Source organism: Limnospira platensis NIES-39 (assembly GCF_026000695.1).
Lineage (GTDB): Bacteria > Cyanobacteriota > Cyanobacteriia > Cyanobacteriales > Microcoleaceae > Limnospira > Limnospira platensis.
Map to the genome: position 1 here is coordinate 1,899,918 of NZ_AP026945.1, position 25,610 is coordinate 1,925,527.

At 42.4% G+C, this 25,610-nt stretch carries 20 protein-coding genes, 1 tRNA gene and 1 pseudogene; 18 read left to right on the forward strand and 4 right to left on the reverse strand.

Going from position 1 to position 25,610, the window contains the following annotated elements; translation table 11 throughout:
• The first annotated feature begins 68 nt into the window (after window positions 1-68).
• From N39L_RS09300 to N39L_RS09340, 9 genes are all read left to right on the forward strand, one after another.
• Entirely contained in the window at window positions 69-308 is a 240-nt protein-coding gene (locus tag N39L_RS09300) for a hypothetical protein (protein ID WP_006619067.1), read from the forward strand.
• Window positions 309-389: 81 nt separating this feature from the next.
• Window positions 390-2,222, forward strand: a complete 1,833-nt coding sequence (locus N39L_RS09305; RefSeq protein ID WP_014275040.1) for a tetratricopeptide repeat-containing sulfotransferase family protein — start codon at window positions 390-392, stop codon at window positions 2,220-2,222.
• A 77-nt stretch (window positions 2,223-2,299) separates the two neighbouring features.
• Window positions 2,300-4,951 carry a tetratricopeptide repeat protein gene (locus N39L_RS09310; protein ID WP_006619065.1) on the forward strand — a complete coding sequence of 884 codons (2,652 nt, stop codon included), beginning with the start codon at window positions 2,300-2,302 and terminating at the stop codon, window positions 4,949-4,951.
• A 39-nt stretch (window positions 4,952-4,990) separates the two neighbouring features.
• Window positions 4,991-7,009, forward strand: coding sequence for a tetratricopeptide repeat protein (locus tag N39L_RS09315; protein ID WP_014275041.1), 2,019 nt, complete (start codon window positions 4,991-4,993; stop codon window positions 7,007-7,009).
• A 21-nt stretch (window positions 7,010-7,030) separates the two neighbouring features.
• Window positions 7,031-7,813 carry a tetratricopeptide repeat protein gene (locus N39L_RS09320; RefSeq protein ID WP_014275042.1) on the forward strand — a complete coding sequence of 261 codons (783 nt, stop codon included), beginning with the start codon at window positions 7,031-7,033 and terminating at the stop codon, window positions 7,811-7,813.
• A gap of 21 nt (window positions 7,814-7,834) precedes the next feature.
• A complete protein-coding gene (locus N39L_RS09325; protein ID WP_014275043.1) occupies window positions 7,835-8,854 on the forward strand; it encodes a sulfotransferase domain-containing protein in 1,020 nt (339 codons plus the stop codon).
• A 110-nt stretch (window positions 8,855-8,964) separates the two neighbouring features.
• Complete coding sequence (locus tag N39L_RS09330) at window positions 8,965-11,112, forward strand: tetratricopeptide repeat-containing sulfotransferase family protein (RefSeq protein ID WP_014275045.1); 2,148 nt, start codon at window positions 8,965-8,967, stop codon at window positions 11,110-11,112.
• 63 nt (window positions 11,113-11,175) lie between these two features.
• Window positions 11,176-13,281 carry a hypothetical protein gene (locus tag N39L_RS09335; protein ID WP_014275046.1) on the forward strand — a complete coding sequence of 702 codons (2,106 nt, stop codon included), beginning with the start codon at window positions 11,176-11,178 and terminating at the stop codon, window positions 13,279-13,281.
• An 88-nt stretch (window positions 13,282-13,369) separates the two neighbouring features.
• Complete coding sequence (locus N39L_RS09340; protein WP_014275047.1) at window positions 13,370-14,602, forward strand: glycosyltransferase family 4 protein; 1,233 nt, start codon at window positions 13,370-13,372, stop codon at window positions 14,600-14,602.
• A 36-nt stretch (window positions 14,603-14,638) separates the two neighbouring features.
• Here N39L_RS09340 and N39L_RS09345 read toward each other — a convergent pair whose 3' ends face one another.
• Complete coding sequence (locus tag N39L_RS09345) at window positions 14,639-15,475, reverse strand: RusA family crossover junction endodeoxyribonuclease (RefSeq protein ID WP_006619060.1); 837 nt, start codon at window positions 15,473-15,475, stop codon at window positions 14,639-14,641.
• Window positions 15,476-15,699: 224 nt separating this feature from the next.
• Window positions 15,700-17,517 (reverse strand): mechanosensitive ion channel family protein, encoded by a 1,818-nt coding sequence (locus N39L_RS09350; RefSeq protein ID WP_014275048.1) that lies wholly within the window; start codon window positions 17,515-17,517, stop codon window positions 15,700-15,702.
• A 394-nt stretch (window positions 17,518-17,911) separates the two neighbouring features.
• Here N39L_RS09350 and purB point away from each other — a divergent pair, with 394 nt between their 5' ends.
• Together purB and N39L_RS09360 are read left to right on the forward strand one after the other, a co-directional pair.
• On the forward strand, window positions 17,912-19,207 hold the full coding sequence (gene purB, locus N39L_RS09355) for an adenylosuccinate lyase (protein WP_006619058.1): 1,296 nt from the start codon (window positions 17,912-17,914) through the stop codon (window positions 19,205-19,207).
• Between the two features lie 121 nt (window positions 19,208-19,328).
• On the forward strand, window positions 19,329-20,027 hold the full coding sequence (locus N39L_RS09360) for a M15 family metallopeptidase (protein WP_006619057.1): 699 nt from the start codon (window positions 19,329-19,331) through the stop codon (window positions 20,025-20,027).
• 40 nt (window positions 20,028-20,067) lie between these two features.
• Here N39L_RS09360 and N39L_RS09365 read toward each other — a convergent pair whose 3' ends face one another.
• Window positions 20,068-20,289, reverse strand: coding sequence for a hypothetical protein (locus tag N39L_RS09365; RefSeq protein WP_006668133.1), 222 nt, complete (start codon window positions 20,287-20,289; stop codon window positions 20,068-20,070).
• A 300-nt stretch (window positions 20,290-20,589) separates the two neighbouring features.
• On the opposite strand from N39L_RS09365, the gene N39L_RS09370 reads away from it, so the two are divergent.
• The 3 genes and pseudogenes from N39L_RS09370 (at window position 20,590) to N39L_RS09380 (ending at window position 22,187) form a co-directional block, all read left to right on the forward strand.
• Window positions 20,590-21,466 (forward strand): IS630 family transposase gene (locus tag N39L_RS09370; RefSeq protein ID WP_286131445.1). Its coding sequence is split into 2 segments (ribosomal slippage): window positions 20,590-21,402 and window positions 21,404-21,466, totalling 876 coding nucleotides; the frame shifts between segments, so codons are not numbered across the junction.
• Between the two features lie 12 nt (window positions 21,467-21,478).
• Window positions 21,479-21,941, forward strand: a pseudogene (locus tag N39L_RS09375) (IS630 family transposase); the annotation flags it as partial.
• A gap of 173 nt (window positions 21,942-22,114) precedes the next feature.
• A tRNA-His gene (locus tag N39L_RS09380) sits at window positions 22,115-22,187 on the forward strand.
• A gap of 179 nt (window positions 22,188-22,366) precedes the next feature.
• Here the strand turns inward: N39L_RS09380 and N39L_RS09385 are convergent.
• On the reverse strand, window positions 22,367-22,588 hold the full coding sequence (locus N39L_RS09385) for a hypothetical protein (RefSeq protein WP_035738048.1): 222 nt from the start codon (window positions 22,586-22,588) through the stop codon (window positions 22,367-22,369).
• 1,102 nt (window positions 22,589-23,690) lie between these two features.
• On the opposite strand from N39L_RS09385, the gene N39L_RS09390 reads away from it, so the two are divergent.
• From N39L_RS09390 to N39L_RS09405, 4 genes are read left to right on the forward strand one after another with little or no spacing between them, the layout of a single operon-like run.
• Window positions 23,691-23,915, forward strand: coding sequence for a reverse transcriptase N-terminal domain-containing protein (locus tag N39L_RS09390; RefSeq protein ID WP_014274626.1), 225 nt, complete (start codon window positions 23,691-23,693; stop codon window positions 23,913-23,915).
• Window positions 23,916-23,936: 21 nt separating this feature from the next.
• Complete coding sequence (locus N39L_RS09395) at window positions 23,937-24,158, forward strand: hypothetical protein (RefSeq protein WP_014274625.1); 222 nt, start codon at window positions 23,937-23,939, stop codon at window positions 24,156-24,158.
• The gene (locus N39L_RS09400) at window positions 24,118-24,348 is read left to right on the forward strand and encodes a reverse transcriptase domain-containing protein (protein WP_014274624.1); all 231 of its coding nucleotides are present in this window, start codon (window positions 24,118-24,120) and stop codon (window positions 24,346-24,348) included. Before N39L_RS09395 ends, N39L_RS09400 begins: the two co-directional genes overlap by 41 nt.
• Window positions 24,338-25,504, forward strand: a complete 1,167-nt coding sequence (locus N39L_RS09405; RefSeq protein WP_014274623.1) for a group II intron reverse transcriptase — start codon at window positions 24,338-24,340, stop codon at window positions 25,502-25,504. The genes N39L_RS09400 and N39L_RS09405 overlap by 11 nt, the downstream gene beginning before the upstream one ends.
• Window positions 25,505-25,610 lie beyond the last annotated feature (106 nt).

The window sequence follows — 25,610 nt, forward strand, 5'->3', positions numbered from 1 at the left end:
GGGATTGGGGTATTGTTACACTCAGATTAACTTAATCTCAGTATCGCCAAAATTGAGGAAATAATAGCATGGGCAAAAGAACATACATTAAAGACAAAAAATTGCTCAATACTACCCTGAAAAAGGATATTAAGTGGACTCCTACTAAAATCATTCTTGCGGCTTTGGGATTTCTGATTCCTTATGGGGGTTTTGTATATTATAGTACATCAATTTCTCTGATTTTTGCGGGGTTATTGATAGCAGGTCCTGTCATGGCTGGGGCTCTTTATGGTTTCATATATTTTGTGAACCGGGATCTATTCTAAGTACCTCATAATTTAGGTGTTTAGAGTCAATGCTGGTGGGTGAGAATGGCCTATACAACTAAGGCATAAAGTTGGTCGAGTTTGGTTGAGCAATTAGTTATTTTTGAAAATGAGTTGATGTCTGTACCTAACCCGGAAGCAGAGGCTTTAAGTTTACACGAAAAGGCAGAAAACTATTTAGATCAGGGAAAGCTGGAGAAGGCGATCGCTTTTTACCAAAATGCGATCCAACTAAACCCTGATTTCTCCTGGTCTCACCATAAATTAGGGGATGCTTTCTCTCAACTGGAAAGGTGGGAGGATGCTAGGTCGGCTTACCAAAAGGCGATCGCTCTGAATTCGGACTTTTTTTGGTCTTATAATAATTTGGGCAATACTCTGATTAAACAGGGTCATTGGTCGGCAGCTATTCAAGTATATCAACAGGCAATTTCTATTGAGCCTCATTTTCCCTGGTGTTATTATAACTTGGGTAATGCTTACAGTTATATCGGTGAATGGGAAAAGTCTATTGATGCCTATTTAACAGCTTGTCAACTTGATGAAAATTTGCCCGATATTGATGAAAAGTTAGGTAATGCTTTGGCGGGATACTGTCAGGGATATCTTGATAATGTCATCGAAAACTTAACTATTTTGCCATCCTTTCAAAATATCACAATTTATCAAAAGTTAGCCGATAATTTAGCCCGCAAAGATTATTGGTTAGGAGCAATTATATTATATCAAAAAGTTTTGGCTATTGACCCAGAAAATCAAGATATTTTACCAAAACTCAATCAGACTTGGGAACGTCAACGGGAACTTGAACATCAGGTAAATATTCAAAATCAGATTGTTAAACAGCATCCTGATAGTTATGATGTCTATTACAGCTTAGGAAATGCTTTATTTCAGGTGGGAAAATGGCATCAGGCGATTGAGGCTTATTTACGGTCTATGGAATTAAAGCCGAATTTACCTCCTTGGTTATATAAGGATTTGTGGATATTGCTTAAAGCTGAAGGACGCTTAGGGGAGGTGGTGGATTTATATAAAAAAGCCATTGTTAAAAATCCCAAATCCTATGAATTGTATATTAATTTAGGAGAAGTTTTCGCCCAACAGGGAAACCTAGAAGCAGCCATTAATTGTAACTGTCAAGCCACAAATATTAAGTTTAATCAGGAGTTAATTAACCCTGGAGTTCCGCCTAAATTTATGATTATTGGCACTCAAAAAGGTGGGACTACTTCCTTATATTATTATCTCGAAAAGCATCCACAAACTGCCTTATCTGTCATCAAAGAAATTGAGTTTTGGTCTCGGAAGTTTGACCGAGGCTTGGACTGGTATTTGAGCCATTTTTGTACTATGCCGAAAGCTAATCGGGTTATGACTGGGGAAGCCACACCTAGTTATTTGGACTGTCAGCCTGTAGCAGAACGTCTGTTTAATTTTTACCCTGATATAAGGTTAATTGTGCTGTTAAGAAATCCCATAGATAGGGCTATTTCTCATTACTATCATTGGGTTAATATTGGTTGGGAGTCGCGAGATTTATCAACAGCGATCGCCTCAGAAATAAACCGCTTTAAACAAGGTAATCGTCAGATTTGGGACTGTCCCCATAGTTATTTGGCGCGTGGTATATATGTTGAATTTTTAAAACATTGGTTATCTATCTTCCCCAAAGATAATTTTCTCATTCTCCAAAGCGAGGATTTATATAATAGTCCAGCCGCCACTTTAACGAGAGTACATCAGTTTTTGGGTTTAACAGATTATTCATTAAAAACATATCCAAAATACAACTCTCGATTTTATCCTGATGTGACTGAACTATGGCGCTATAAGTTGGGAGAATTTTACGAACCTTACAATCAAGCCTTAGAGGATTTATTAGAGGTAAAATTTGGCTGGAATAGCGGTTAATGACTGAGTTTTAACCAATGTAAATAATTGGCAAGATTAGTATATAATTATAGTGAGTCTAGGGGTGAGTGAATAATATGGAGCGTGATTTTCAACTTCCGGGGGAATTAGTGAGTCTTCATCAACAGGCGATCGCCTATTTAGAAGAAGGAAAATTTGATGAGGCGATCGCAAAATGTCAACAAGTGATTCAACAGCAGCCGGAATGGGTTATGGCTTATAAAACTTTGGGGTTGGCTTTACAAAAAAGTAACCGCCTAGAAGCCGCTGAAAATGCCTATAAAAAAGCTATCAATCTTGACCCTAATTTGGTGGCTGCTTATGGAAATCTTGGCAGTCTTTACGCGCAACAGGGAAGGTGGGAAGAAGCGGAAACCACCTTAAAGCAAGCCATCAATATTGACCCTAATTTTCGGGGAGTATATCGCAATTTGGCGAGGGTTTTAACCCAGAGAGGACGACCAGAAGAAGCTCAAATTTACTGGAAACGGGGACTGCAATTAGATGGCATTTTAAAACAGCGAGGACAGGAGGAATTACAGATAGGAAATACCTTGGCTGAAGCCGGTAAATGGTCGGAGGCGGTGTCAGCATTTCAAAAGGCGATCGCTTACCATCCTCAGTTATTTTTAGCCCACCATAAATTGGGGTTAGGTCTGATGCAATTAAATCAGCCAGCCGAGGCGGTGTCGGCTTTTGAGAAGGCGATCGCTATCCAACCGGATTTTAGTTGGTCTCATCACCATTTAGGAGAGGCTTTTCAGGCGTTAAATCAACCAGCTTTGGCGGTGTCGGCTTTTCGGAAAGCGATCGCTATCAACCCAGATTTTTGTTGGTCTTATTATCAATTAGCCAAAGCTGCCACCCAACTCCAGCAGTGGGAAGATGTAGCAGATGCTTACCCAAAAGCCATTCAATTAAAGTCAGACTTTCTGGAGTTTTATTTAGGCTTATCTAAGGCATTATTTGAGTTAAATCGCTGGGAAGATTTGGTGAAATTATACCCATTAATTTTATCACAACAGCCTGATTTTATCAAACACTATTATTCCCTGGCAGAAACTTTAATTGAGCAGGAATGTTGGGATGCTGCTTTAGTCATTTATGAGACCATCATTGAACACAACCCAAGTTTTTTAGAATCTCCCAATAATCGAGTTAATTGGGGTAAGATTTTAGTCAACCAAAATCGTTATGAACAGGCAATATATCAGTATCAAATTCTGGTTAATCAAAATCCTGATTCCCAATGGTTTTATGGATCTTTAGCAGATGCTTGTTATCAAAATCAAGACTGGTTAAAAGCCTTAGAAAATTATCAAAAAGCCATATCTATAAATAGTAATCATGACTGGTTTTATAATGGCTTGGGGAATTGCTTACAAAAATTGGGTGATTTGGACCAAGCCATTGAGGCTTATAGAAATGCTATTAACATCAAAAATTGTACTTGGTATTATGAAGAAATTATTAATGTCTTCATGTCTCAGCAAAAGTGGGAAGAAGCCCTAAAAGTCTGTTTTGAATCACTGAAAAATGACCCCAATCATTATCAAGCATACACCCAAATTAAGCTCAATTTAAAACACTTAGGAAGACATGAAGATGCTCACAGATGCAATCATTTACAATTACCTCATGATCTGCTTTCTAAATTCTGTAATTTACCAAGTCCAGAAAAGTGGTTAATCAATAGTAAAAATTGTAGTCATGTTCAAACTATCGAGATATATCCATCTACTTCTGTTAATTTTAAACAGCCAACTACAGTTTCTAATAATCTTTTGGGTTTCACAAGTCATCGAACCCAGCAACCAGCCAGTTCCGTGAAAATATTGCCACAAGCTAGAGGCTTAAATACTGGTTTTTTACACACAATAATAACCGCCAATAATCAGGTTGTTAAAGATTTATCTTCCGACAACTCAGGAATTGCTTTAGCTGCTCATAATTTACCAGAGACCATACACTTAAAAGGAAATATTGCTTTTGTATCTGCTTATTGTGGACAAAACTATTTTCATTGGATGGTTGAGGTAATACCTAGGTTGCATCTGGTGTTAGCCAGCGGACTCCCCATTGATAAAATTGTGGTTAATAAGTTTGGTCACAAATATGAGGATGAAACTTTAGCTATGTTTGACATTCCCGAAAACCAAAAAATGTTTGGCTGTTTTCGTCACGTTGAAGCTGATATTTTGATGGTTCCCTCTCGCACTTTATCAACACCCAAATGGGCTTGTGATTTTCTCAAAGATTTAGTTTTAAAACATCCATTACTGGAAGAGGATAATCGATGCAATTACTCTAGTAAAATTTATATTAGTAGAGCTAATGCTTATATTCGCCAAGTTATCAATGAACAGGAGTTGATGGATATCCTGAAACCATTAGGTTTTCAAGTGGTCTATCTTGAAAATATGTCCGTGAAAGAACAAGCATTGTGTTTACATCATGCGGAAGTGGTAATTTCTCCTCATGGTGCTGGGTTAACTAACTTAGTTTTCTGTGAACCTGGAACTAAAGTAATTGAGTTATTTCCTCCCGGAGCCTCATTTCCCTGTTACTGGACTATGAGCGAAATTTGTGAATTAGATTATTATTACTTAGTGGGCGAATTCAATCCAGAATTTCCCAAGGAAATAGATGATGAGATGGATAGAAATCAAAATTTTTATATAGATATCAACAGTTTATTAAAAACCATGGAAATTGCTGATATAATTTAATGAGTTGTTTGAGTGTAAAAATTGCGGATGAGTTTATCAATGAATGCCCAAAACTATGCTTTTATACACCATAACCAAGCCATTGATCATCTCAAAGAAGGCAAATTAGAGGAAGCGATCGCCTGCTGTAATTTAGCCTTAGAAATGCAGCCTGATTGGGCAGATACCTATAAAATATTGGGACTGGCTTACCAGAAACAAGGCGAGTTTGAGCCTGCCTTAATTGCCTATACAAAAGCATTAGAAATTAAACCAGATTTTGGTGAAGTTTACGGGAATTTGGGCAGTTTATATGCCGAACATAAATTATGGGAAGATGCTGTACAAGCCTATGATGTGGCTTTGCGTCTTAATCCTGATTTGGTGGGGTTATATCGTAACCTGGCTCAATTATTAATTATGTTTGGAAAATATGAAGATGCTATCAGTTATTGTCAGCAAGCGATCGCCAAACAACCTGACTCATTTAAAGCCTATTATTTATTAGGAAATGCGCTCAGTAATTTAGAAAAATGGTCAGCAGCAGAAGCAGCTTATCAGCGTGGTGTTGAACTTAACCCTCAATGCGATCGCATTCATGTAGACCTAGGAAATATGTTGGCTCAACAGGGAAATTGGCAACCAGCGATCGCCGCCTATAAAAAAGCCATTGAAATTAACCCCCAAAACGAACTCGCCTACCATAAATTAGGAAATGCTTGGTTTCGCTTACAGGAACCAGAAAAAGCGATTTCTGTTTATCAAAAAGCCATGCAAATCAACCCTAACACCCCTTGGTCTCATCTCCCATTAGGGCGATCTTTGTTGGAGGTTGGTAAAGTTAAAGAAGCGATCGCTATTTGTCTTCGAGCCATTGAATTAAACCCCAACTCCTACTGGGCTCATGAAAACTTGGGGGATGCTTTAAGTCAAAACGGATGTTTTTCGGAAGCCATTCCTATATATTTACAAGCCTTACAAAAAGTTCCCGAAGACAAGCCAGGAGTTAGTAATAGTTTATATCGTCAATTGGGTTATGCTATGCGGGAACAGAGTCAAGCAGACGTAGATAAGGCTAGTCAGTGGTTGTCGGAAATGATTAGTCATCCACCGGATCACAATTGGCAAAAGTTAGGCTTTAGTCAACTGTACCCGGAACCCTATTTAAATTTGGGAGAAATGTTAGCTAAAAATTATCAGTTTGAAGGAGCGATCGCCTTTCATAAACTCGCCTGTGAATGTCAACCTAAGAATGCTGAAATCCTGGAAAAATATCAGAATATCTGTCAACAATACCAGGAGTTTGAGGAAAAAATTAGCTCCCTAAAACGCGCCACCCAGGAAGACTCTAACTCTCCTCAACCTTATACAGAACTTGGTAATTTATTATCTGAACGTAACCGCCTAGACGAAGCTGCTAGTTATCACAGCACCGCCTTAAAACTGCGGGGATGGTATTTGAGCGAACAACGCAATTATCGATTTACCCGAGACTGGTTTAGTAGTAATATCCCCACCTGGGAAAAACATTTACATCATCTGGCGGGTATTCCCGGCTTTCAAGCCTTAGAAGTTGGTAGTTTTCAGGGGATGTCAGCCTGTTGGCTTCTTGATTATGTGCTGACTCATCCGACGGCACAAATTACTTGTATTGACCCCTATTTTCAACCGGAATTTAATAGCAATATTGCTAAAACTAATGCTGGCGATCGCGTGATTAAAATAGTCGGATATTCTCAAAATATTCTCAATTCTCTGGCGGCTAATTACTATGACTTAATCTATATTGATGGTTGTCATTTGGCGACGGTAGCTTTCCGAGATGCTTTGCTATCATGGCGACTGTTAAAGGTGGGAGGAATGGCGATTTTTGATGATTATAATGTCTCGGAAGAAGATAACGAAGAACAAGAAGCGAAACGGGGAATTAATCTATTTTTAGAAAAGGTTAAAGACTGGGTAGATATTGTATATGAAGGGTATCAATTATTTTTAGTGAAAACTGGAGATGGCTTCCAGCCTGGTGAATTGGAAATTTTGTTATCAGAAATTGCCGGACCTAATCAATCCTACTATTAATTATTACCATCAGGATTATTTATGACTCTACCTCCTAAATTTTTGGCATTGCAGCTTCACCAGCAAGCTATTATATACATTAATAATAGGGACTGGGATGCGGCTATCAAAGCTGCTGAACAAGCCTTAAAACTGTACCCGGATTTAGCGATCGCCTGTAAAACTTTGGGGATAGCTTGGCAATGTAAAGGAGAGTTAGCTGAGGCGGAAAAATGGTATAAACAAGCCTTGAAAATTCAACCACATTTTGCGGAAGTTTACTCAAATTTAGGCAGTTTATATGCGAAACAAAGCCAGTGGGAACCTGCTATTATAGCCTATCAAACTGCGTTAAAAATTAATCCTAATTTAGCCGGAGCTTATCGGAATTTAGCCAAGGTATGGACTGAGTTAGAGGATACGGATAATTTTATTAAATGTCAATATAAAGCTCTGAAATTAGAACCGGAAAAAGGCAGTGCAGATGATTATATAAAGTTAGGAAATTTGTTGCTAAAGTCGCGCCAATTTACTAAGGCGATCGCCTGTTATCGACAAGCCATTAAATTATATCCTGATACCTCTGAAGCCTATCATAACTTAGGGGAAGTTTTGAAGGCATTAAAAAGACCGAAACAGGCAATTTTGTATTATCAAAAGGCTCTGGAAGTTAATCACCAGTCAACTATGACTTATCGTAGCTTAGAAAAAATCTTAATTCAGCATCATCAATGGGAGGAAGTTATTAAAGTTTATTGTCAACATTTAACCGTAGATTATAACTGCTTTGAAACCTATCGCAGTTTGGGTAAAATTTTACTGTAAGAAGGTCGGACTCAAGATGCTATGAATGCCTTTCTTAAAGCCATAGAAATTAAACCTGATTTTGCTTGGTCTTATTGGAACTTGTGGAATATTTTAGCTGAATATGAACAGCTAGACCAAGCCAGGGAAATTTTAGTAGCAGCCATTGACCGTTTTCCCGATTCTGAACAAGTTAAATTGAATTTGGGGGAACTTCTCAGCTATCAAAAAAAATTCCAGGAAGCTATGGTAGCATATCGGGATGCTGCTGTTCAAAAAATGCGGCGATCGCATCCTGAAATCGTGGCTAAATCAGCAGATAAATCCTCTCCTCTCCCGCCCAATTTTATCATTATTGGCACTCAAAAAGGTGGCACTACATCTCTGTATCGTTACTTAGAAGAACATCCTCAAATGGTAGGTTTTATTAAGAAAGAAACTCATTTTTGGAATCAACATTGTGACCGAGGTTTAGACTGGTATATATCCCACTTTCCCCCCAGTATTTTCGATACTAATATCATCACCGGGGAAGCCACGCCGAATTATTTAGAATCCCCGAAAGTTCCTGAGCGTATATTTGAGGAATTTCCTAGTATTAAATTAATTGTATTACTTCGTAATCCCATCACGAGAGCCTTATCTCAATATCATCATTGGGTGAGATTAATGCGGGAATATAGACCATTAGAAATCGTGATAGAATCGGAGTTAAACCTAATCAAAAGTAACTTAGAATCGGAGAGTAAGCTAATTCAATATCCCGGATATATTTGGCGAGGATTATATCTACCATTTCTGGAAAAATGGATGTCGATTTTCCCCAGGGAACAGTTTTTAATTATCCGCAGTGAAGATTTTTATCAAAATCCCTCCCAAGTTTTTAATCAGGTTTTGGATTTTTTAGGCTTACCTAGCTATGAACTCTCTAATTATTGTTCCTATAACTCAGGACGTTATCCCCAAATTGAACCTTCAGTTTATAGCCAACTCCGAGATTATTTTTATCCTCATAATCAAAGATTACAGGATTTTTTAAATTTACAGTTTGATTGGGATTAAATTAATGATTGGTCAAGGGTTGACATTTGGCGAATTTTATGATATGTATATGAGTTGTAAGGAGATGTTAGAAAAGCATCCTGGAAGTTTCCCAAAAATTGAAAGTAATAATGCCATTCTCGGAAGAAATCATAGCATTACAGCTATATCAGCAAGCTAACACATATCTAGCGAAACAGCAATTTTCAGAGGCGATCGCTTCCTGTAAAACTGCCTTAGAATACCATCCTAACTTAGCTCCAGCATACAAAATTATCGGCACTGTTGAACAGCTACAGGGGGAGTTTGATCAGGCGGAAGCCTCCTATAAAAAAGCCTTAGAAATCGAGCCAGATTTTGCAGAAGTTTACGCTAATCTTGGCAGTCTTTTTGCTCAACAAAATGAGTGGCAATCAGCCATTAGTTTCTATGAAAAAGCTATCGAAATTAAGCCAGATTTTGGCGGTGCTTATCGCAACTTAGCCAAAGTATTTGGACAAATAAATCAACCCAATAAAGCTAATTACTGTTTATTAAAAGCCATCGATATTGAGCCTCAAAATATTAAACTTACTGAATATATTGAGGTTGCCCAAACCCTTGATAATCAGGGAAAATTTACCCAAGCGATCGCCCTTTATACAAAGGCGATGGAAATTTACCCAAATGTGGCAGAAATCCACTATAATTTAGGGGAAACTTTCGTCAATTGTCAACAATGGAAATCAGCCATAACCGCCTATAAACAGGCTCTGGAAATGAACCCAGATTTGTATTATGTTTATAGTCGTTTGGGGGATGTTTTCACAGAACAGCAAAACTACCAGGAAGCGATCGCCGCCTATCAACAATGTGTTAAACTGAAGCCAGACATAGATTGGATACATTTTAAGCTGGGGGAAATCTGCAAAAAACAAGGAGATATAAAACAAGCGATCGCCGCCTATCAAAAAGGCATAACCCTCCAACCACAATTAACATGGCCTTACTTAAAATTATTGGAACTTTTAAACCAACTGGAATCATGGCAGGAAATTTTCAGTAACTATCAGGAACTCCTAAATAACCATCCTGATAAATCGGCAATAATTTACCAAAAACTAGCCGAGGTAGCCGTGAGATTCAATAAGTGGAATCAGGCGATTAAAAATTACCAAAAAGCCATAGAAATCGACCTAGAATGCTTCGATGCTTGTCTGCAATTAGCCCAAATATTTCTGCGTCAAGGACAACCTCTCAAAGCCATAGAAGCCTATATAAAAGCCGTTAATATTCGACCTTATTTTTATTGGTCATATTGGAATCTGTGGAATTTATTAGCCGAACACAATCAACTTGATGTCGTCATTGATATCTATCGCCAGAAACTCCAAGATTTTGGCGATTTTCATATAGTTTCTATGAACCTAGGAGAGGCTTTAAGTCGTCAAGGAAATATCCAAGAAGCCATCAGCCATTATCGAAATGCCAGCCATAAAAAACTGTTAAAAAATCGACCAGAAATTGCTAGTCAATATTGGGATAATAACCATCCCATGCACCCGAATTTTTTAATTATTGGCACTCAAAAAGGCGGCACAACTTCCCTGTACAACTATTTAAGTAAACATCCGCAAGTATTACCCTGCATCAAAAAAGAAGTTTACTTTTGGACTATGCTGTTTTATAGAGGCTTAGACTGGTATCTTTCCCATTTTCCCCACCTGGCGACCTCAGCCAAATTTATCACTGGAGAAGCGACTCCTCACTATTTAGAAACCCTGGAAGTTCCCCAGCGGGTCTGGGAAGTATTTCCGTCCATGAAACTGATTGTGTTGTTAAGAAATCCGATAATCAGGAGTTTTTCACATTATTATCATTGGCAGAGATTAATGTGGGAAAAGAGGTCTTGGCAAGCAGCCTTTACCTCGGAGTTAGAAATCATGTCTAACCTAGACGATATCGACTTTTTCAATGCTCCCGCCTTACAAGGGCAAAAGAAATATCTAGCCAGAGGAATATATATCGATTTTCTGGCAAATTGGATGTCAGTATTTCCCCGGGAACAGTTTTTAATTATTCGTAGTGAGGACTTTTACGAACATCCCCAAGCCATTTTAAATCAAGTCTTAGAATTTTTAGAACTCCCGCCGCACCAACTCCATAAATATCACCCTTTCAACGCTGGAGAATATGAAGTCGATCGCCAAGATGCCGTTTTCCAGCAACTCCAGGAATTTTTCCGACCCCATAATCAGAAACTAGAGGAATTTTTAGGACGACAATTAAATTGGCATTGATGATGGTCCGAAAGCGCTATCCTTGAGGATAATATCAGCCCTACCCCAAATTTCCTAAGCATAATGCGGTTGCAGCGCCAGTTTAATGGAAAAATCATCACCCTCGACACCAGAAACCCCATTGGGAGTGGTGGTGAGGGTCGCATCTACGTTGTTGCCAACGACCCCACCCTAGTAGCCAAAATCTACCATAACCCGACAGACGAAGACGCAGACAAACTAACCCTAATGTACAACGCCCCCCCTGCCAATTTAGCTGTAATGCCGGGGATGACCTTAATCGCTTGGCCAATAGACCTGTTGCGAACTCTCGATAACCGGCCCCACATTGTCGGGTATTTAATGCCGCGCGTCACCGCCGCCGCACCGATCCACACATTCTACACCCCCAAAACCCGCCGGGAACAGAAACCCCTATTTAACTATCTCTACCTACACCGTACCGCACGCAACCTAGCAGCCGCCTTTAACGACATTCACAGCGGAGGCTATGTAGTAGGAGATGTCAACGAATCCAATATTCTAGTCAGCGATACCGCTATTGTCACCCTAGTAGATACAGACTCGTTTCAAGTGTGCGACCCCTATACTAAGCTGACCTTTCGCTGTCCGGTAGGAAAAGCGGAATTTACCCCCCCAGAATTGCAACATCAGACTTTCCGAGATATCGATCGCACCCCAGAACACGATCGCTTTGGTTTAGCCGTGCTGATATTTCAACTACTAATGGAAGGAACACACCCCTTTTCAGGAGTATATCAAGGCAGTGGCGACCCCCCAGCCATAGAAGCGCGCATCAAAGCCGGTCATTTCGTCTATGGGAAAAAACCAGTCCCCTACCAACCGATGCCCTTAGCCCCCACCTTCAAAACCCTTCACCCCAGCCTACAGGAGCTATTTATCCGCTGCTTCGATGGCGGCTACCGCTACCCGGAAAAACGCCCCACAGCCATAGATTGGACACAAGCCCTCAAACAAGCAGAATCGGACCTAAGCACCTGTGCCAAGAATCGACAACACCGATACAATAACTATCTAAAATCCTGTCCCTGGTGCGATCGCACCCGCCAACTAGGAGGACGCGATCCCTTCCCCTCCCGAGAAGCCGTGCGTTCCGGTGAACACCTAGAACCACTAAAAATCAAAAAGCGCCATCGTCTCAGCCTCAACCCTCGAGTTACCCGTCCCCAACAACCATCGCGAGTCATCACCCCCACCACCAAAAGCCCCAGACGAGTTCTCAAACGTCCCCAACCTCCCGCCATTATCAGATCACCGCGCACCTGGTTAGCCATTTGGCGTATTACCGAAGGCGCAATAGTTGGCGGTGTTTGGGGAGTTACCTGTTTATCAGCGATCGTCGCTATAATTTTCGCCCTCTTTGGACCCACCAGCGGCATACTGGGAGCCATGATCGTCGGTAGTATTTGGGGCTGTTTTTTCGGTGCCACCGCCGGGTTATTCATACCCGAACCCATTACCGGACCCAGCAAAATCCCGGTAATCATTGGGGGTCTATGTGGAACCTTCATCGCCGCCGCCATAGCTGGAGTCATTTTTGGGGCTTTAGAACAAGATGCCCTCATTGGTCAGGCGATTCTGTGGGGGGCGTTTATGGGTATGGTGTGGGGTACCATCTGGAACCTATTTAAACCCCCTCTATCGGTTCCCAAAGGCCGTGTACATGGTAAAAATGGTATGGTTCTAGGTGCTATATGGGGAGCATTTTTGGGTACAGCCATCGGTAGTGTTTTAGGGGCGATCGCTGTGGTCGCCATGGAAATAGACCAGCCTGGTAACTCCACCCCAGAAATTATCTCCCGCCTCTTTGCCACGGCCATTGTCGCGGCCGGAATTGGTGCCTTGGGGGGGATTCTATCTGGTGCCACTTTTGGCAGCATTGGCGGCGCACCACCCCTCCCCACTGCTATACGATTAGCTGGACGACGGGGAGCCTGGGTCGGTATGGTTTGGGGTAATTTCCTGGGAGTAATTACTGGCGCTTTTTTAGGGGCGATCGCATCTACCCTATTTCCTCAATTGCTGCAAACCAACCCCTCAGACAACAGCACCCCCCTATTATTAGGAGCCATTATCGTTTCTGCCGGCATTGGTTCAGCCTGGGGCATATTTTCCGGCATGATTTGGGGAGGACTCGGTAAATTTTGAACTCAAATTGTACCCAGTACAGATGCCAACTGTCAAAACTCCGTGATAAAGTCATCCCCAAACACCACCATTATACAAACATATCTGAATGCACATTGCTTGGCTTGGAAAAAAATCACCATTTTGCGGTAACGTCACTTACTCCCGGGAAGTAACCAATATGCTGCTTGACCGGGGATATCAGGTTAGCTTTATCCATTTTGCCCAAGAAACCACCCACCCCGAACGTCGAGAACAATGGTCGCTAGAAAATGGGCACTGGAAAATTCAAGCCCAAGATTTCCAGTTTAATAGCGATTCTTTCGGTGACACTCAGAGGACCAAAGAAGTGCCACTTCCCTGCCTCTATAAGTCTCAGATCTACACCATACCTACCCTCAAATCTAGTAAGGTACTGATGCGGTCTCTGCAAGCATTAAAGCCTGATCTGGTTCATGCCTCCCTAACCCTGTCTCCCCTTGATTTCCTCCTCCCAGAAATTTGCGAAGAATTAAATTTACCCTTAGTAGCCACCTTTCACCCCCCTTTCGATCGCAAACTCCGCAACCTCACTTCTGGGACTCAGCATCTGATGTACCAGATTTATGCTCCCTTCCTGGCTAATTATGACCGGGTAATTGTCTTCTCTCAAATTCAGAAAGATTTACTCGTTAAACTCGGAGTTACCTCGCCCCAAGTCGCCATCATTCCTAATGGCGTGGATGTACAAAAATATTCCCCCGGACCCTCCCACCTGAAATCTCAACTTCAAAGCGATCGGATTTTCGTTTATCAAGGACGCATCGCCACCGAAAAAAATATCGAAGCCATGTTAAAAGGCTGGAAAAAAGCCAGCATGGGTGAAAAATGCCGCTTATTATTAGTAGGAGATGGACCCTTAGCCTCTTCCTTACAAGGCTTTTATGGCTTAGAAGACGGCATTATCTGGGCAGGTTTTATCGGCGATGAAGATAAACGTATCGAAATTTTACGCGGCTCCGATGTGTTTATTTTACCCTCCTTAGTAGAAGGACTATCTCTATCTCTACTAGAAGCAATGGCCTGTGGTATCGCCTGCATAGCCACCGATGCTGGGGCTGATGGTGAAGTCTTAGAAAATGGCGCGGGTGTCGTCTTAAAAACCCAAGGCGTTAGCACTCAACTCCAAACTATATTACCTGTGTTTAGAGACCATCCTGAAATGGCAACTATTTTAGGACAAAAAGCTAGAAATAGGGTGCTAGAAAAATACACCCTAGATGAGAATATCAGCCAGATCGAAAAGTTATATATGGATGTCGTCAAACATCCCAAAATGGTGATTAAACTCAACTTAAATTAGTCACAATTTATCTAGTAATTGACCGCTAATTAACTGTTAATCCCTGAGAGGTTCAATGTCTATCCAAACCCCCGTTTTAGGGAGATCTGGAATAAATTCTACCCTCAGTTGAGGTAAACAACTCAAGCGGTCATCCATCAAAACCCCCGCCCCTTGCAAAGTCAAAGCATCTAAACAAGCCCCAGCCAAATTATCAATATCAGAATTAGTCCGATGATTACCAAACAAACGGATAGTCACCGCCGCCCGTCTGATGGGAAATCTGTTGGTTAAATTGCGTTCTGATATCTGGCGATATAATTCAACTTCCGCCCGGTTCCGCCACTCCCGATATCGAGGAGGTAAATAAGTCCCATTACTGGTAACCCGGGGACGCGCCTTCGGAACCACAGCCCCCTCAAGTACAAAGCTAATCAGTTCCCTCTTGGGTGGTATTTCCTCCCCTGGAGGAACCGGGGTAAATTCTACATCAATAGGGGTATCATAGTCCTTGACCTCCTCTATGGGGGGTTCTACCTCCTCTATGGGGGGTTCTACTTCCTTCTGGGCTTCTAATTCCAAAGGTTTGGGCTGTAGTGAATATTCGTCAATATCAGCAGCCTCTATCTCTATTTCCCCACCCAGAAATCCTGGCCAAGTGCGAGCAATCTGCATATAAGTGTCAGCACTTTGGGCAGAAATATCAATCGACTCTAGCCAACCTTCCCAGTCGGTTGAGGTTAATTGGGTTTGTGCTTGTAGCAATAAAACTCCCGCATGGTAAGCCGGAACTAACGCCGTCTGGGGACTTCCTAGACACCGCTGATGTTCGTAGCTAATGGCACGCGCCAGATTTTCTAATTCAGAAATTTTCGGTTTCAGTTCAGTTAACACAATAATCTCAAGTACACTTCATTAGTTATCAATTTTCCTCTACTAGGGGGTTCTCAGTACCCCATCCCCAGGTCAGTATCAGTAGTTTAACGGATTCACGCTACAGCTACCAGGCCGAGCATTTCCTACCCCATAGAAATAACAGGCTGTTTGGGAACTGTTAGTTCTAATCTAGCCTCCTGCATCTTACTTCAGCAGGATAATTGGCGGTCAAATTGTCGGTGTCAATTGACAGAAGAGGAAAACTCACCGCCATGATTACCATTTTGGTCTAATAAATGATGATAGCCTTGATGCCACAAAGTTTGCTGAGGAATGCCAATTTTAATCCCTTCACGGTCGAAGGCTTCTTTGACCCGACACCGAAACTCTCGACCGACTTCCCACTGTTTCACAGGTTGAGTAGTAATCCAAATGCGGACTAACATTCCCCGATGACTCACGGCATCAACTCCCAAAACTTGGGGTAATTCTAAAATCAAATTCCGCCAATAGGGTTCCTGTAGCATTTCTTCTCCGACCCGTTTCATAACCTCCATGGCTTTGCGGATATCGGAATCATAGGCTACCTCAATAGTAAAATTAACTCGCGACCAATTTTTGGTCATGTTTTCCACAAGGGAAATACTGCCATTAGGAATGGTGATTAAATTGCCATCAAGATTGCGAATTTGGGTAATATAAAGATTGATATACTCAACCAAACCACTTTTATTTTCCACAGCAATTACATCACCGACAGCATATTGATCAGTCCACAAAATTAGACAGCCATTTAAGACATCTTTAATAGTGCTTTGAAAGATGTAAGTCAAGGCAAAACCAATCACCCCCACCCCGGTTAAAATTTCATTGATCTGAATATTAAAAACGGAACTGAGAATAGTATTTAAGGTTAATACAACACCAATGAAGTAACTGGTAAATGATGCCAAACCTTTGAGGGCTGCCGTATATGTGATTTGTCGTGACAGAAATCTTTGCTGAGAATTGGGATATTTAAAGAGAGATTGATTAACCCATTCTTGCAAAGAATATTCAATGGACAAATGACTGATTTTAATGGCGGCAATGACAATCAGATAATAAACCAACAAAGATAGGGGAACTCCCCCTAGGGCTACACCTATAGCGCGGGTAGCTGGATAGTAATATAAAAGATAAGCTAATCCTCCTAACCAAATAAAAATTTGTCCCCACTGAGTTACCTGCCGGAGGAATTGAATAACTTGCTTTTGTTGATTAGGAGAAAGATTGGGTAAACGACTCCAAATCTGATTAAATCCAAATTTCAACCGGGATTTAGGTATGATTTTAGGGTCATAGTTGGGGTCAGCTTCAATAATATCTGTGGCGGTTTGAGATAAATTTTGGATGCGTTGATTTTCTCGGTCAATGATTTTCTGGACTTGCCATAATATCCAGCTACTCAGGATGATTATCCCCAAAAATAGGAGGGTAAAGGGAAGTTTGCGATTCCAGAAATACTGTTGAAAGGCGCGGCGTTCTGAGATGGAATGGTACAATTCTTGATAGATGGTATCTCGCCACTGTTTAGCGATCGCTTTTTTAGATTGTCCTTGATGAAGGGAGTCAAAATCAGTAATTGTGATGATCACCTGATCCTGTATTTGCGGTTGTTCAGGAGCATACACGACAGTTTCATCATTGCGGATACCCACTTCAATTCCGAGGGTGTCGGGATTTTCTACCGCCGCCACAATGGACATCAAAATTTTTTCAATGCGTTGAACTCTCTGCTGAACGTCAAAATCTTGAGGATGATCTGGGGAGATAGTCGGTTGAGAAGTGACTTCAAGGATGCTGCGATTATCGAGTCTAACCGGGGCACAAAATAAGTTAGCACAGGCTCTAGCTCGAATCCGAGGGTTACTGACTCTCGTGATATCCTGAAATGTGGGAAGGGGTGGCAATTGTGCGATCGCTGCAGTTCCCCAAGGGGCGAACATCCCCACGGCTAATAAACCGATCGCAAACCATTTAATTACTCGATGAAACCTATAAAATTTTCCTTTCATCATATAGCCGATAGCACCTCAAGAGAGTCAGGACAAGACAAAACTCTGATATTATAGCGCTTGCTAATTTTATGTTAAGCCCCTAAGCTGACAACAGGCTGAAAGGAATATCTCAAAAGGCATAGCTGATTAGTGGTCCTGGGGGTGGGCTGGCTGGTGATCTGGGGGTCTCCCAAATGCACCCATGATACATCCCCAGATTGATCGGTGTTGACAGACCGGGAATCTAGTAATCTTAGGCACGGTGGTATGTCAAAATGAAATATTGGTCGAGGAGCTGTGATTTTGCGATCGTCGGGTGTTCAAACTTCCCGATTAAGCCAAAACCCGCTAAACCCTAGCCAGTAGAGAATTTTAGACACTAGCCTTAAAAATCAACAGAGTTCTGACAATCCCAATGATTGAACGCTATACCTTACCCGAAATGGGTTCGCTGTGGACAGACAACTATAAGCTAAAAACGTGGCTACAGGTGGAAATTGCCGCCTGTGAAGCCCAAGCCGAACTCGGCTATATTCCAGAGTCAGCCGTGGAGGAAATTAAAGCCAAAGCCAATTTTGACCTAGCGCGCGTCCTAGAAATTGAAGCCCAAGTGCGCCATGATGTGATTGCCTTTCTCACCAATGTTAACGAATATGTTGGGGATGCTGGACGCTACATTCACCTAGGGTTAACGAGTTCCGACGTTTTAGACACAGCCCTAGCTTTGCAACTGGTAGCTAGTACGGATTTACTTCTCGAACAGGTAGAGACCCTAGCCCAAGCCATTCGCTATCAGGCGCAACAGCATCGAAATACCGTGATGATTGGTCGATCGCATGGTATTCACGCCGAACCCATCACCTTTGGCTTCAAACTAGCCGGATGGTTAGCCGAAGTCTGTCGCAACCGGGAACGTCTCATACGTCTGCGACAACAAATCGCTGTAGGTAAGATTTCCGGGGCGGTGGGAACCTATGCTAATGTTGATCCGAGGGTAGAGGCGATCGCCTGTCAAAAACTGGGACTGCAACCCGACACCGCCTCAACTCAGGTAATTTCCCGAGATATTCATGCTGAATATGTGCAAACCCTCGCCTTGCTGGCTGCTTCCATTGAGAGATTTGCCGTAGAAATCCGCAACCTGCAACGTACAGACGTTTTAGAAGTAGAGGAATTTTTCGCACGGGGTCAAAAAGGCTCATCTGCTATGCCTCACAAACGCAACCCTATCCGTAGCGAACGCCTCACCGGACTAGCCCGCATTGTGCGTGGTCATGCGATCGCCGCCTTAGAAAATGTGGCCCTCTGGCATGAACGGGATATTTCCCATAGTTCTGTCGAACGCATGATTTTACCCGATGCCTCCATTATTACCCATTTCATGTTAGTAGAAATCACAGATTTGGTGAAAAATCTTCTGGTTTATCCTGACAACATGAAGCGGAATATGAACCTCTATGGTGGCGTAGTCTTCAGCCAGCGCGTCTTACTTACCCTAGTCGAAAAAGGCATGAGTCGGGAGGAGGCTTATCGCATTGTTCAATCCTGCGCTCATCAGGCTTGGAATACTCCTGACGGGGATTTTCATAAATTAATTAGCCAAGACTCTGCCATCCAGTCTTACCTATCCCCAGAAGAAATTGAATCCTGTTTTCGGGCTGAACATCACCTGAAACATTTAGATGAAATCTATCAAAGATTAAGCATCTAAGTCCTCTGGCTCAGGGAATTTACTCTTAGTATCCATATCAATACTTAGTTAATAATTCCCTGATTGCAGATTAAATTGATCTACATTTAACCCCCTAACATCTTGATAAAAGGCAGGTAATATGGTCAGAAAAATCCCGTTAATTATCATTACATTTTTCCTGGTATTTTGGTCATCTAACTTGTGGGCAGAACCAGCTTACAGCCAGCCTTTAATCGCCCAAACACCTCCCCCTAATCTAATTACAGATTATAGTCAAGTTTCATCAGCTAATCGACTGGTAGATATTCAATCTGTCAATCGCAATATTCGCTTAGATATTCGCTATGCAACCGCCAATAATTTTTTAAACCGAACCCTTTACCCGGTGCCTCGATGTCTCCTGCGTCTCCCTTTCGCCCAAAGACTTTCGGAGGTACAAAAAGACCTAGAAACCATGGGATTAGGGTTAATGGTTTATGATTGTTATCGCCCTTGGTCTGTGACCTGGCAAATGTGGCAAATTCTCCCAGATTCCCGTTATGTAGGTAATCCGGCGCGGGGTTCCCGTCACAATCGCGGCGCGGCGGTTGATTTGACTCTAGTAGATTTGAGAACTGGTCAACCTCTGGAAATGCCTACAGATTACGATGATTTTACCGAGAAAGCCTGGAGAGATTACACAGGCAATGAACCCCAAGTCCGTCGCAATAGCAACTTATTAGAGTTGAAAATGAAACAATATGGCTTTGAACCATTAATGACTGAATGGTGGCATTTTGATGCTCAAGGCTGGGAAAGGTATGGTTTACTTAATGTCAGTCTTGACCGAGTACCTTAAAAGTAAAAATACCCCTGATAGTTCAGGGGTATTTTGTCCATTACCGGGAAGTGAGACTATCAGGAATGTGGAGTTTATATAGTTTTAATAGACCCAAAACAATTAAGATTTGTAGGCTCCAGTGTGCAAAGGCGAAACCCCATATAAAACAAACAATTCCGGTTAATCCTGCCAAAACAAAGGGAATATCTTCGGATGTTTGCATATACACCAAAAGAGAGCCAAATGTTAATATAAGTAGTGCTAGATACACTGATGGCATAATTTCTACCTCCAGGGGGATGCAGGGTTTGGGCTACAACATCAAGCCTAATGGGAAAATATGAAGATCCCGTGAATAACGCCAAACTCTTTACAGAGCTTTACCTGGCTGCGATGGTAGAGTTCCCTAGCATCGGGTCAGCGACCGGACTATTTCTATCCTACATTCAAACTTTCAACAGTAAAAAGCCCCGCTTGACCAACAAATCAGCGGGGCTTTTTCCCAATAACACATCTATAGCACCAGACAGGAAAGTTAGGACGTATAATGGAGAGGACGAGATGACTAAGAAGACCAAAAATGCCAGCCCCCTATAGTTACAACCTCAGACAAAAAGTTATTAATGCAATTGAACTAGACGGTATGCCCAAAACAGAAGCCAGTCAAGTTTTCCATGTCAGCCGGAACACCATTAATCTCTGGCTGCAAAGAAAAGCACAGACCGGAGACTTCCTCCCTAAACCTAATCACCGACCTGGCAATAACCACAAAATTACCGACTGGCATAAATTCAAGGCTTTTGCCCAAGAGCATGGCGACAAAACCTCCGCTCAAATGGCTCAACTTTGGGATGACGACATCTCTCCTCGCACCATATCCAGAGCCTTGAAGAAAATTGGCTTCACCAGAAAAAAAACTTACGGCTACCAAGAAGGTGATGAGCAACAGCGAGAGGAGTTTATTGCTCAGATTCAACATATGGAGCCGGAAGGGTTGGTTTACCTCGATGAAGCTGGCATGAATAGTCAAGACTCGGATTATCCTTATGGTTACTGCCAGGAAGGACAACGCTTCGATGCCCTCAAATCAGGGAAGAGGCAGGGCAGGGTGAGCTATATAGCCGCATGGTGTCATCAACAACTCTTAGCCCCCGATCGCTTTGAGGGTTGTTGTAATCGGACAGTGTTTGAGTTGTGGTTGGAGTTCATCTTAATTCCAACATTGAAGCCAGGTCAAACTCTAGTACTGGACAATGCAACGTTTCATAAAGGGGGGCGGCAGGCTGAACTGGTGGAGGCAGCTCCATGCCGTTTACTCTATCTTCGGCCTTATTCGCCAGACCTCAACAAGATAGAGAAATGTTGGTCGTGGTTGAAAGCCCGCATTCGCCATTGCACGTGAGCAGTTTGATTCTCTCGATGATGCCATGGATTCCGTTCTCCCAGCTGCGTCCTAACCACCTTGACTAATGCTATACCTCGATGAAGCTGGCATCAATAGTCAAGACTCCGATTATCCTTATGGTTACTGCCAGGAAGGACAACGCTTCCATGCCCTCAAATCAGGGAAGAGGCAGGGCAGGGTGAGCTATATGGCCGCATGGTGTTATCAACAACTCTTAGCTCCCTTTACCTTTGAGGGTTGTTGTAATCGGACAGTGTTTGAGTTGTGGTTGGAGTTTATCTTAATTCCAACATTGAAGCCAGGTCAGACTCTAGTATTGGACAATGCAACGTTTCATAAAGGGGGGCGGCAGGCTGAACTGGTGGAGGCAGCTCCATGCCGTTTACTCTATCTTCGGCCTTATTCGCCAGACCTCAACAAGATAGAGAAATGTTGGTCGTGGTTGAAAGCCCGCATTCGCCATTGCACGTGAGCAGTTTGATTCTCTCGATGATGCCATGGATTCCGTTCTCCCAGCTGCGTCCTAACCACCTTGACTAATGCTATATCTGATGGGTTAACTCATCTGTCCATTAGGGACTCGATACCTGCTCATGATTGGGTTAACCCGGCTTTTCCCTGTCTCCGCTAGCCGAAAAAAAAATTTCGCTCAGGTTATTGCTTTTTATTTGATGTCTGTGCTACGATTACTAATCGTATGGCGGGCGTAGCCAAGTGGTTAAGGCAGAGGATTGTGGTTCCTCCACTCGTGGGTTCGAATCCCATCGTTCGCCCTGAAGTCTATCACCTTATCCTAGCTGCAATAGCGGGATTTACTTAACCCGATAGTCGTACCGTTACACTTAATATGCACTCCATTCAGTCTTAGCACACGGGACGATTAGTGCATATCCCTTAGCAACAAAACTTAATTATTGACGGGTTAATCAATAAGCACAACTTAATCAATCTGTCAAATATCCATTCCTCCCCCCCAACCAAACACCGATAGGGTAACTCCCTTGTGATAGCAGTCAATGGCAAGCCTATCGGTTCGTTCCTCACCATTGACTGCTATCACATCGGTCGCACCCCCAAGAGTGTTTGTTCCGGTTGGGGGGAGGATATGTTTCCAAATCAACACGATAGCCGTAGGTAGTCGTAGAGGGGAACCTTCTAAGTAATCAATGTACAAAGATATCAGACCGCCTTTCCGTGGACTAGACCTATAGGTAAACCTATGAGCGATCGCCTATCGGGTTATCTATGGGTCTGATTCATAATCCTCGGTGAGGGGAAACTATGGGCTATCATCTGGCTGATATTAAAAGTGCGATCGCCTAATCTAAACTATCTCCTACCGGAACCAACCCGATACCCCTAAACAACTTTTCAACTGGTGACAATTACCGAGCAGAAACCGATACCAACATAATCAGTTCACCCCCAAAATCTTAGCCGTAGGTTGTAGGTAAAGCTATCTGTTGGGGGTAACTTAGTTCTGGGTAATATCTGGACATGATAGGGTAGGCATTCATATTTTAGAAGTTACATAATGTATTTACATTATGTAAATGAGTGCGATACGTTCAGGCATGAAATAGGGTTGAGATACCTGAAATAACCGCCTGGTAGAGACTTCAAGCCCCTGGGTGAATATAAGGAACGCACTCCTGACCATCTCTATAACTGTTTATATGTCCCAACGTTCGGTATAGAGATATACCAAACAAGGCAGGGAACCCAAGGTCAAAATGAACTAACTTATACAAATTCCTCATAGGAAGCCCAGAAATGGATAAGTAAAAGTTAGGAAATCAGGGTAACGGCGATAGCCACCCCCAATTTCAGGAATCACAACCCCAGGATTGAAGCGGGGAACGGAAGGCGTGAAGTAGAACCTACTACCATACGCGACCACTGCCAACCATCCATGATTAGGGAAACCGAATGTCCGGCTTGAACCATCGTAATTATCAGGTAGCGAAACAGGTTGATACGCTGCGCTCAAAAGAGTATGGGGAAAAGTAGGAGTTTCTTCATAATACCTACACAGACCTTTAGAAGTACCCCGGTGGAAAGGACAAATCTCAAGATGGAATGCCCATATAAGCGGAACGTTTTTAACCCCTTCTAGGCTCTGACAATCTGGTCGAGAAAGTCAGTAGTAAAAAGTGTAAGCGCAAGCCTATTAGGGGGTGAGATGTGACCAAAAGCCAAAGCCCGGTTGTAATGACAGGGATATGCTAACAGGTCACGGTTTGATTGTAAAGAAATAGAGCCTAGTAGGTGTACAAATGGCGATAGCGAGTTTAAAGAAAGGGTTTGGGAAACCAAAACCAATCAAGACTACGAGCAACGCATGGAAGGCCATCCCATGGACTAAGGTTCAACGGAAAGTTTTCAAGCTCCAAAAGAGTATATTTCGAGCAGCTAAATCGGGACAAAATGCTAAGGCACGAAGGTGGCAACGTCTATTGGTGAAATCATATTATGCCCGGCTCCTAGCAGTGAGACTGTAGGGGCGGGTTCCACGGTCAGCCATGCTTCCCAACAGTCAGCTTAATAAACCCGCCCCCCAAGCGGGTCAAGGCAAGAAGACAGCCGGGGTTGATAGAGTAAGAGTAATCTCTCCGAGACAAAGGTTTGAACTGGTCAAGAACATTAAGGGAAACCTCAAAGCAAAACCACTGCGACGGGTTTGGATTCCAAAACCTGGTAGGGATGAAAAAAGCTGGAATAGGAATACCCACAATCCAAGATAGAGCAAGGCAAGCCTTGGTTAAGTCGGCTCTCGAACCTGAATGGGAATCGAGATTTGAAGGCACAAGCTACGGGTTCCGTCCAGGACGGTCAGCCCATGACGCAATCAGCAGAATTTATATTGCCATAAATAAGGGACAATATTATGTTCTTGATGCTGATATAGCAAAATGCTCTTACCGTGAACCATGATTACCTACTGTCCAAAATTCATTGTCCAAGCCGCCTAAAAAGAGACCTGAAACAATGGCTCAAAGCGGGAGTGCTAGACAACGGTGTATTCGAGGATACAGAAACAGGGACACCCCAGGGAGGGGTAATAAGTCCAATACTCGCCAACATCGCACTGTTGGGGATGGGTAGGTTAATAGGAAAAATGTATCCCCAAAATACCAACAACAAACCATTTGCCACGGTCATACGATATGCCGATGATTTTGTAGTCATATCCAAAGACTTAGGAATCATTGAACAGTGCAAAACTGCTATTTCTGAATGGCTAAAGCCTGTTGGATTAGAGATTAAACCTGAAAAAACTCGAATCTGCCATACACTCAAATCTATTGAGTATAACGGCAAAGCAGAGGAACCCGGATTTGATTTCTTAGGTTTCAATATTAGGCAATATCCTGTAGGAAAATATAGAACTGGGAAAATTCCACATGGGAAACTATTAGGACACAAAATTCACATAAAACCCAGCCAAAAAGCAGTTGCCCACACAGAAGTGATAAAAGGTGTAATTAAACAACATAAAACAGCACCTCAGTCAGCCCTGATTAACAAACTAAACCCAATTATTAGGGGATGGTCAAACTATTATTCAGGGGTAGTCTCAACAGAGACCTTCAATAAGCTAGACAACACAGTTTGGCAAATGTTAAGGGCATGGACAGTATCAAGATGCGGAAAGTCAAGTTACGAAAAGCTAAGAAATTATTTCAGACATAGAACAATTAAACTTAGCAATGGGAAAGAAAGACACGAAAATTGGCTGTTCCAAACCAAAGATGGGTTACATCTGTTCAAACACAACTGGACTCCAATTGTCAGACATACCTTAATACGTCCTGACGCAACACTTTATGACGGAAATTGGACTTACTGGGCAACCAGGAAAGGACAAGCAATCGACACGCCAATTAGGGTAGCAAAACTACTCAAAAAACCAAAAGGTAGATGTACCTGGTGTGGGGAATTCTTTACCCCATCAGATTTAATTGAAATAGACCACATTGTACCTAGAAGCCAAGGCGGAAAGGATGACTACAAGAATCTTCAATTATTACACCGCCATTGTCACGACGATAAAACAGCTCTTGATGAAGAGATGATGCTGTACTCTTAACAAGGAGACGGTCAAACTAGGAGCCGTATGAGGTGAAAGTCTCATGTACGGTTCTGCTGCTGAATGGGAGGGGTAGACCGTGAGGTCTATCTCGACCCCTAATAAA

Excerpts from the sequence above, each read along its gene's own strand:
- N39L_RS09315 (WP_014275041.1), top strand. The coding sequence starts at position 4,991 with ATGAATGCCCAAAACTATGCTTTTATACACCATAACCAAGCCATTGAT.
- N39L_RS09395 (WP_014274625.1), top strand. The coding sequence starts at position 23,937 with ATGCTTCCCAACAGTCAGCTTAATAAACCCGCCCCCCAAGCGGGTCAA.
- N39L_RS09325 (WP_014275043.1), top strand. The coding sequence starts at position 7,835 with ATGAATGCCTTTCTTAAAGCCATAGAAATTAAACCTGATTTTGCTTGG.
- N39L_RS09390 (WP_014274626.1), top strand. The coding sequence starts at position 23,691 with ATGGCGATAGCGAGTTTAAAGAAAGGGTTTGGGAAACCAAAACCAATC.
- N39L_RS09360 (WP_006619057.1), top strand. The coding sequence starts at position 19,329 with ATGGTCAGAAAAATCCCGTTAATTATCATTACATTTTTCCTGGTATTT.
- N39L_RS09330 (WP_014275045.1), top strand. The coding sequence starts at position 8,965 with ATGCCATTCTCGGAAGAAATCATAGCATTACAGCTATATCAGCAAGCT.
- N39L_RS09320 (WP_014275042.1), top strand. The coding sequence starts at position 7,031 with ATGACTCTACCTCCTAAATTTTTGGCATTGCAGCTTCACCAGCAAGCT.
- N39L_RS09365 (WP_006668133.1), bottom strand. The coding sequence starts at position 20,289 with ATGCCATCAGTGTATCTAGCACTACTTATATTAACATTTGGCTCTCTT.
- N39L_RS09350 (WP_014275048.1), bottom strand. The coding sequence starts at position 17,517 with ATGATGAAAGGAAAATTTTATAGGTTTCATCGAGTAATTAAATGGTTT.
- N39L_RS09335 (WP_014275046.1), top strand. The coding sequence starts at position 11,176 with ATGCGGTTGCAGCGCCAGTTTAATGGAAAAATCATCACCCTCGACACC.
- N39L_RS09340 (WP_014275047.1), top strand. The coding sequence starts at position 13,370 with ATGCACATTGCTTGGCTTGGAAAAAAATCACCATTTTGCGGTAACGTC.
- N39L_RS09300 (WP_006619067.1), top strand. The coding sequence starts at position 69 with ATGGGCAAAAGAACATACATTAAAGACAAAAAATTGCTCAATACTACC.
- purB (WP_006619058.1), top strand. The coding sequence starts at position 17,912 with ATGATTGAACGCTATACCTTACCCGAAATGGGTTCGCTGTGGACAGAC.
- N39L_RS09310 (WP_006619065.1), top strand. The coding sequence starts at position 2,300 with ATGGAGCGTGATTTTCAACTTCCGGGGGAATTAGTGAGTCTTCATCAA.
- N39L_RS09400 (WP_014274624.1), top strand. The coding sequence starts at position 24,118 with ATGAAAAAAGCTGGAATAGGAATACCCACAATCCAAGATAGAGCAAGG.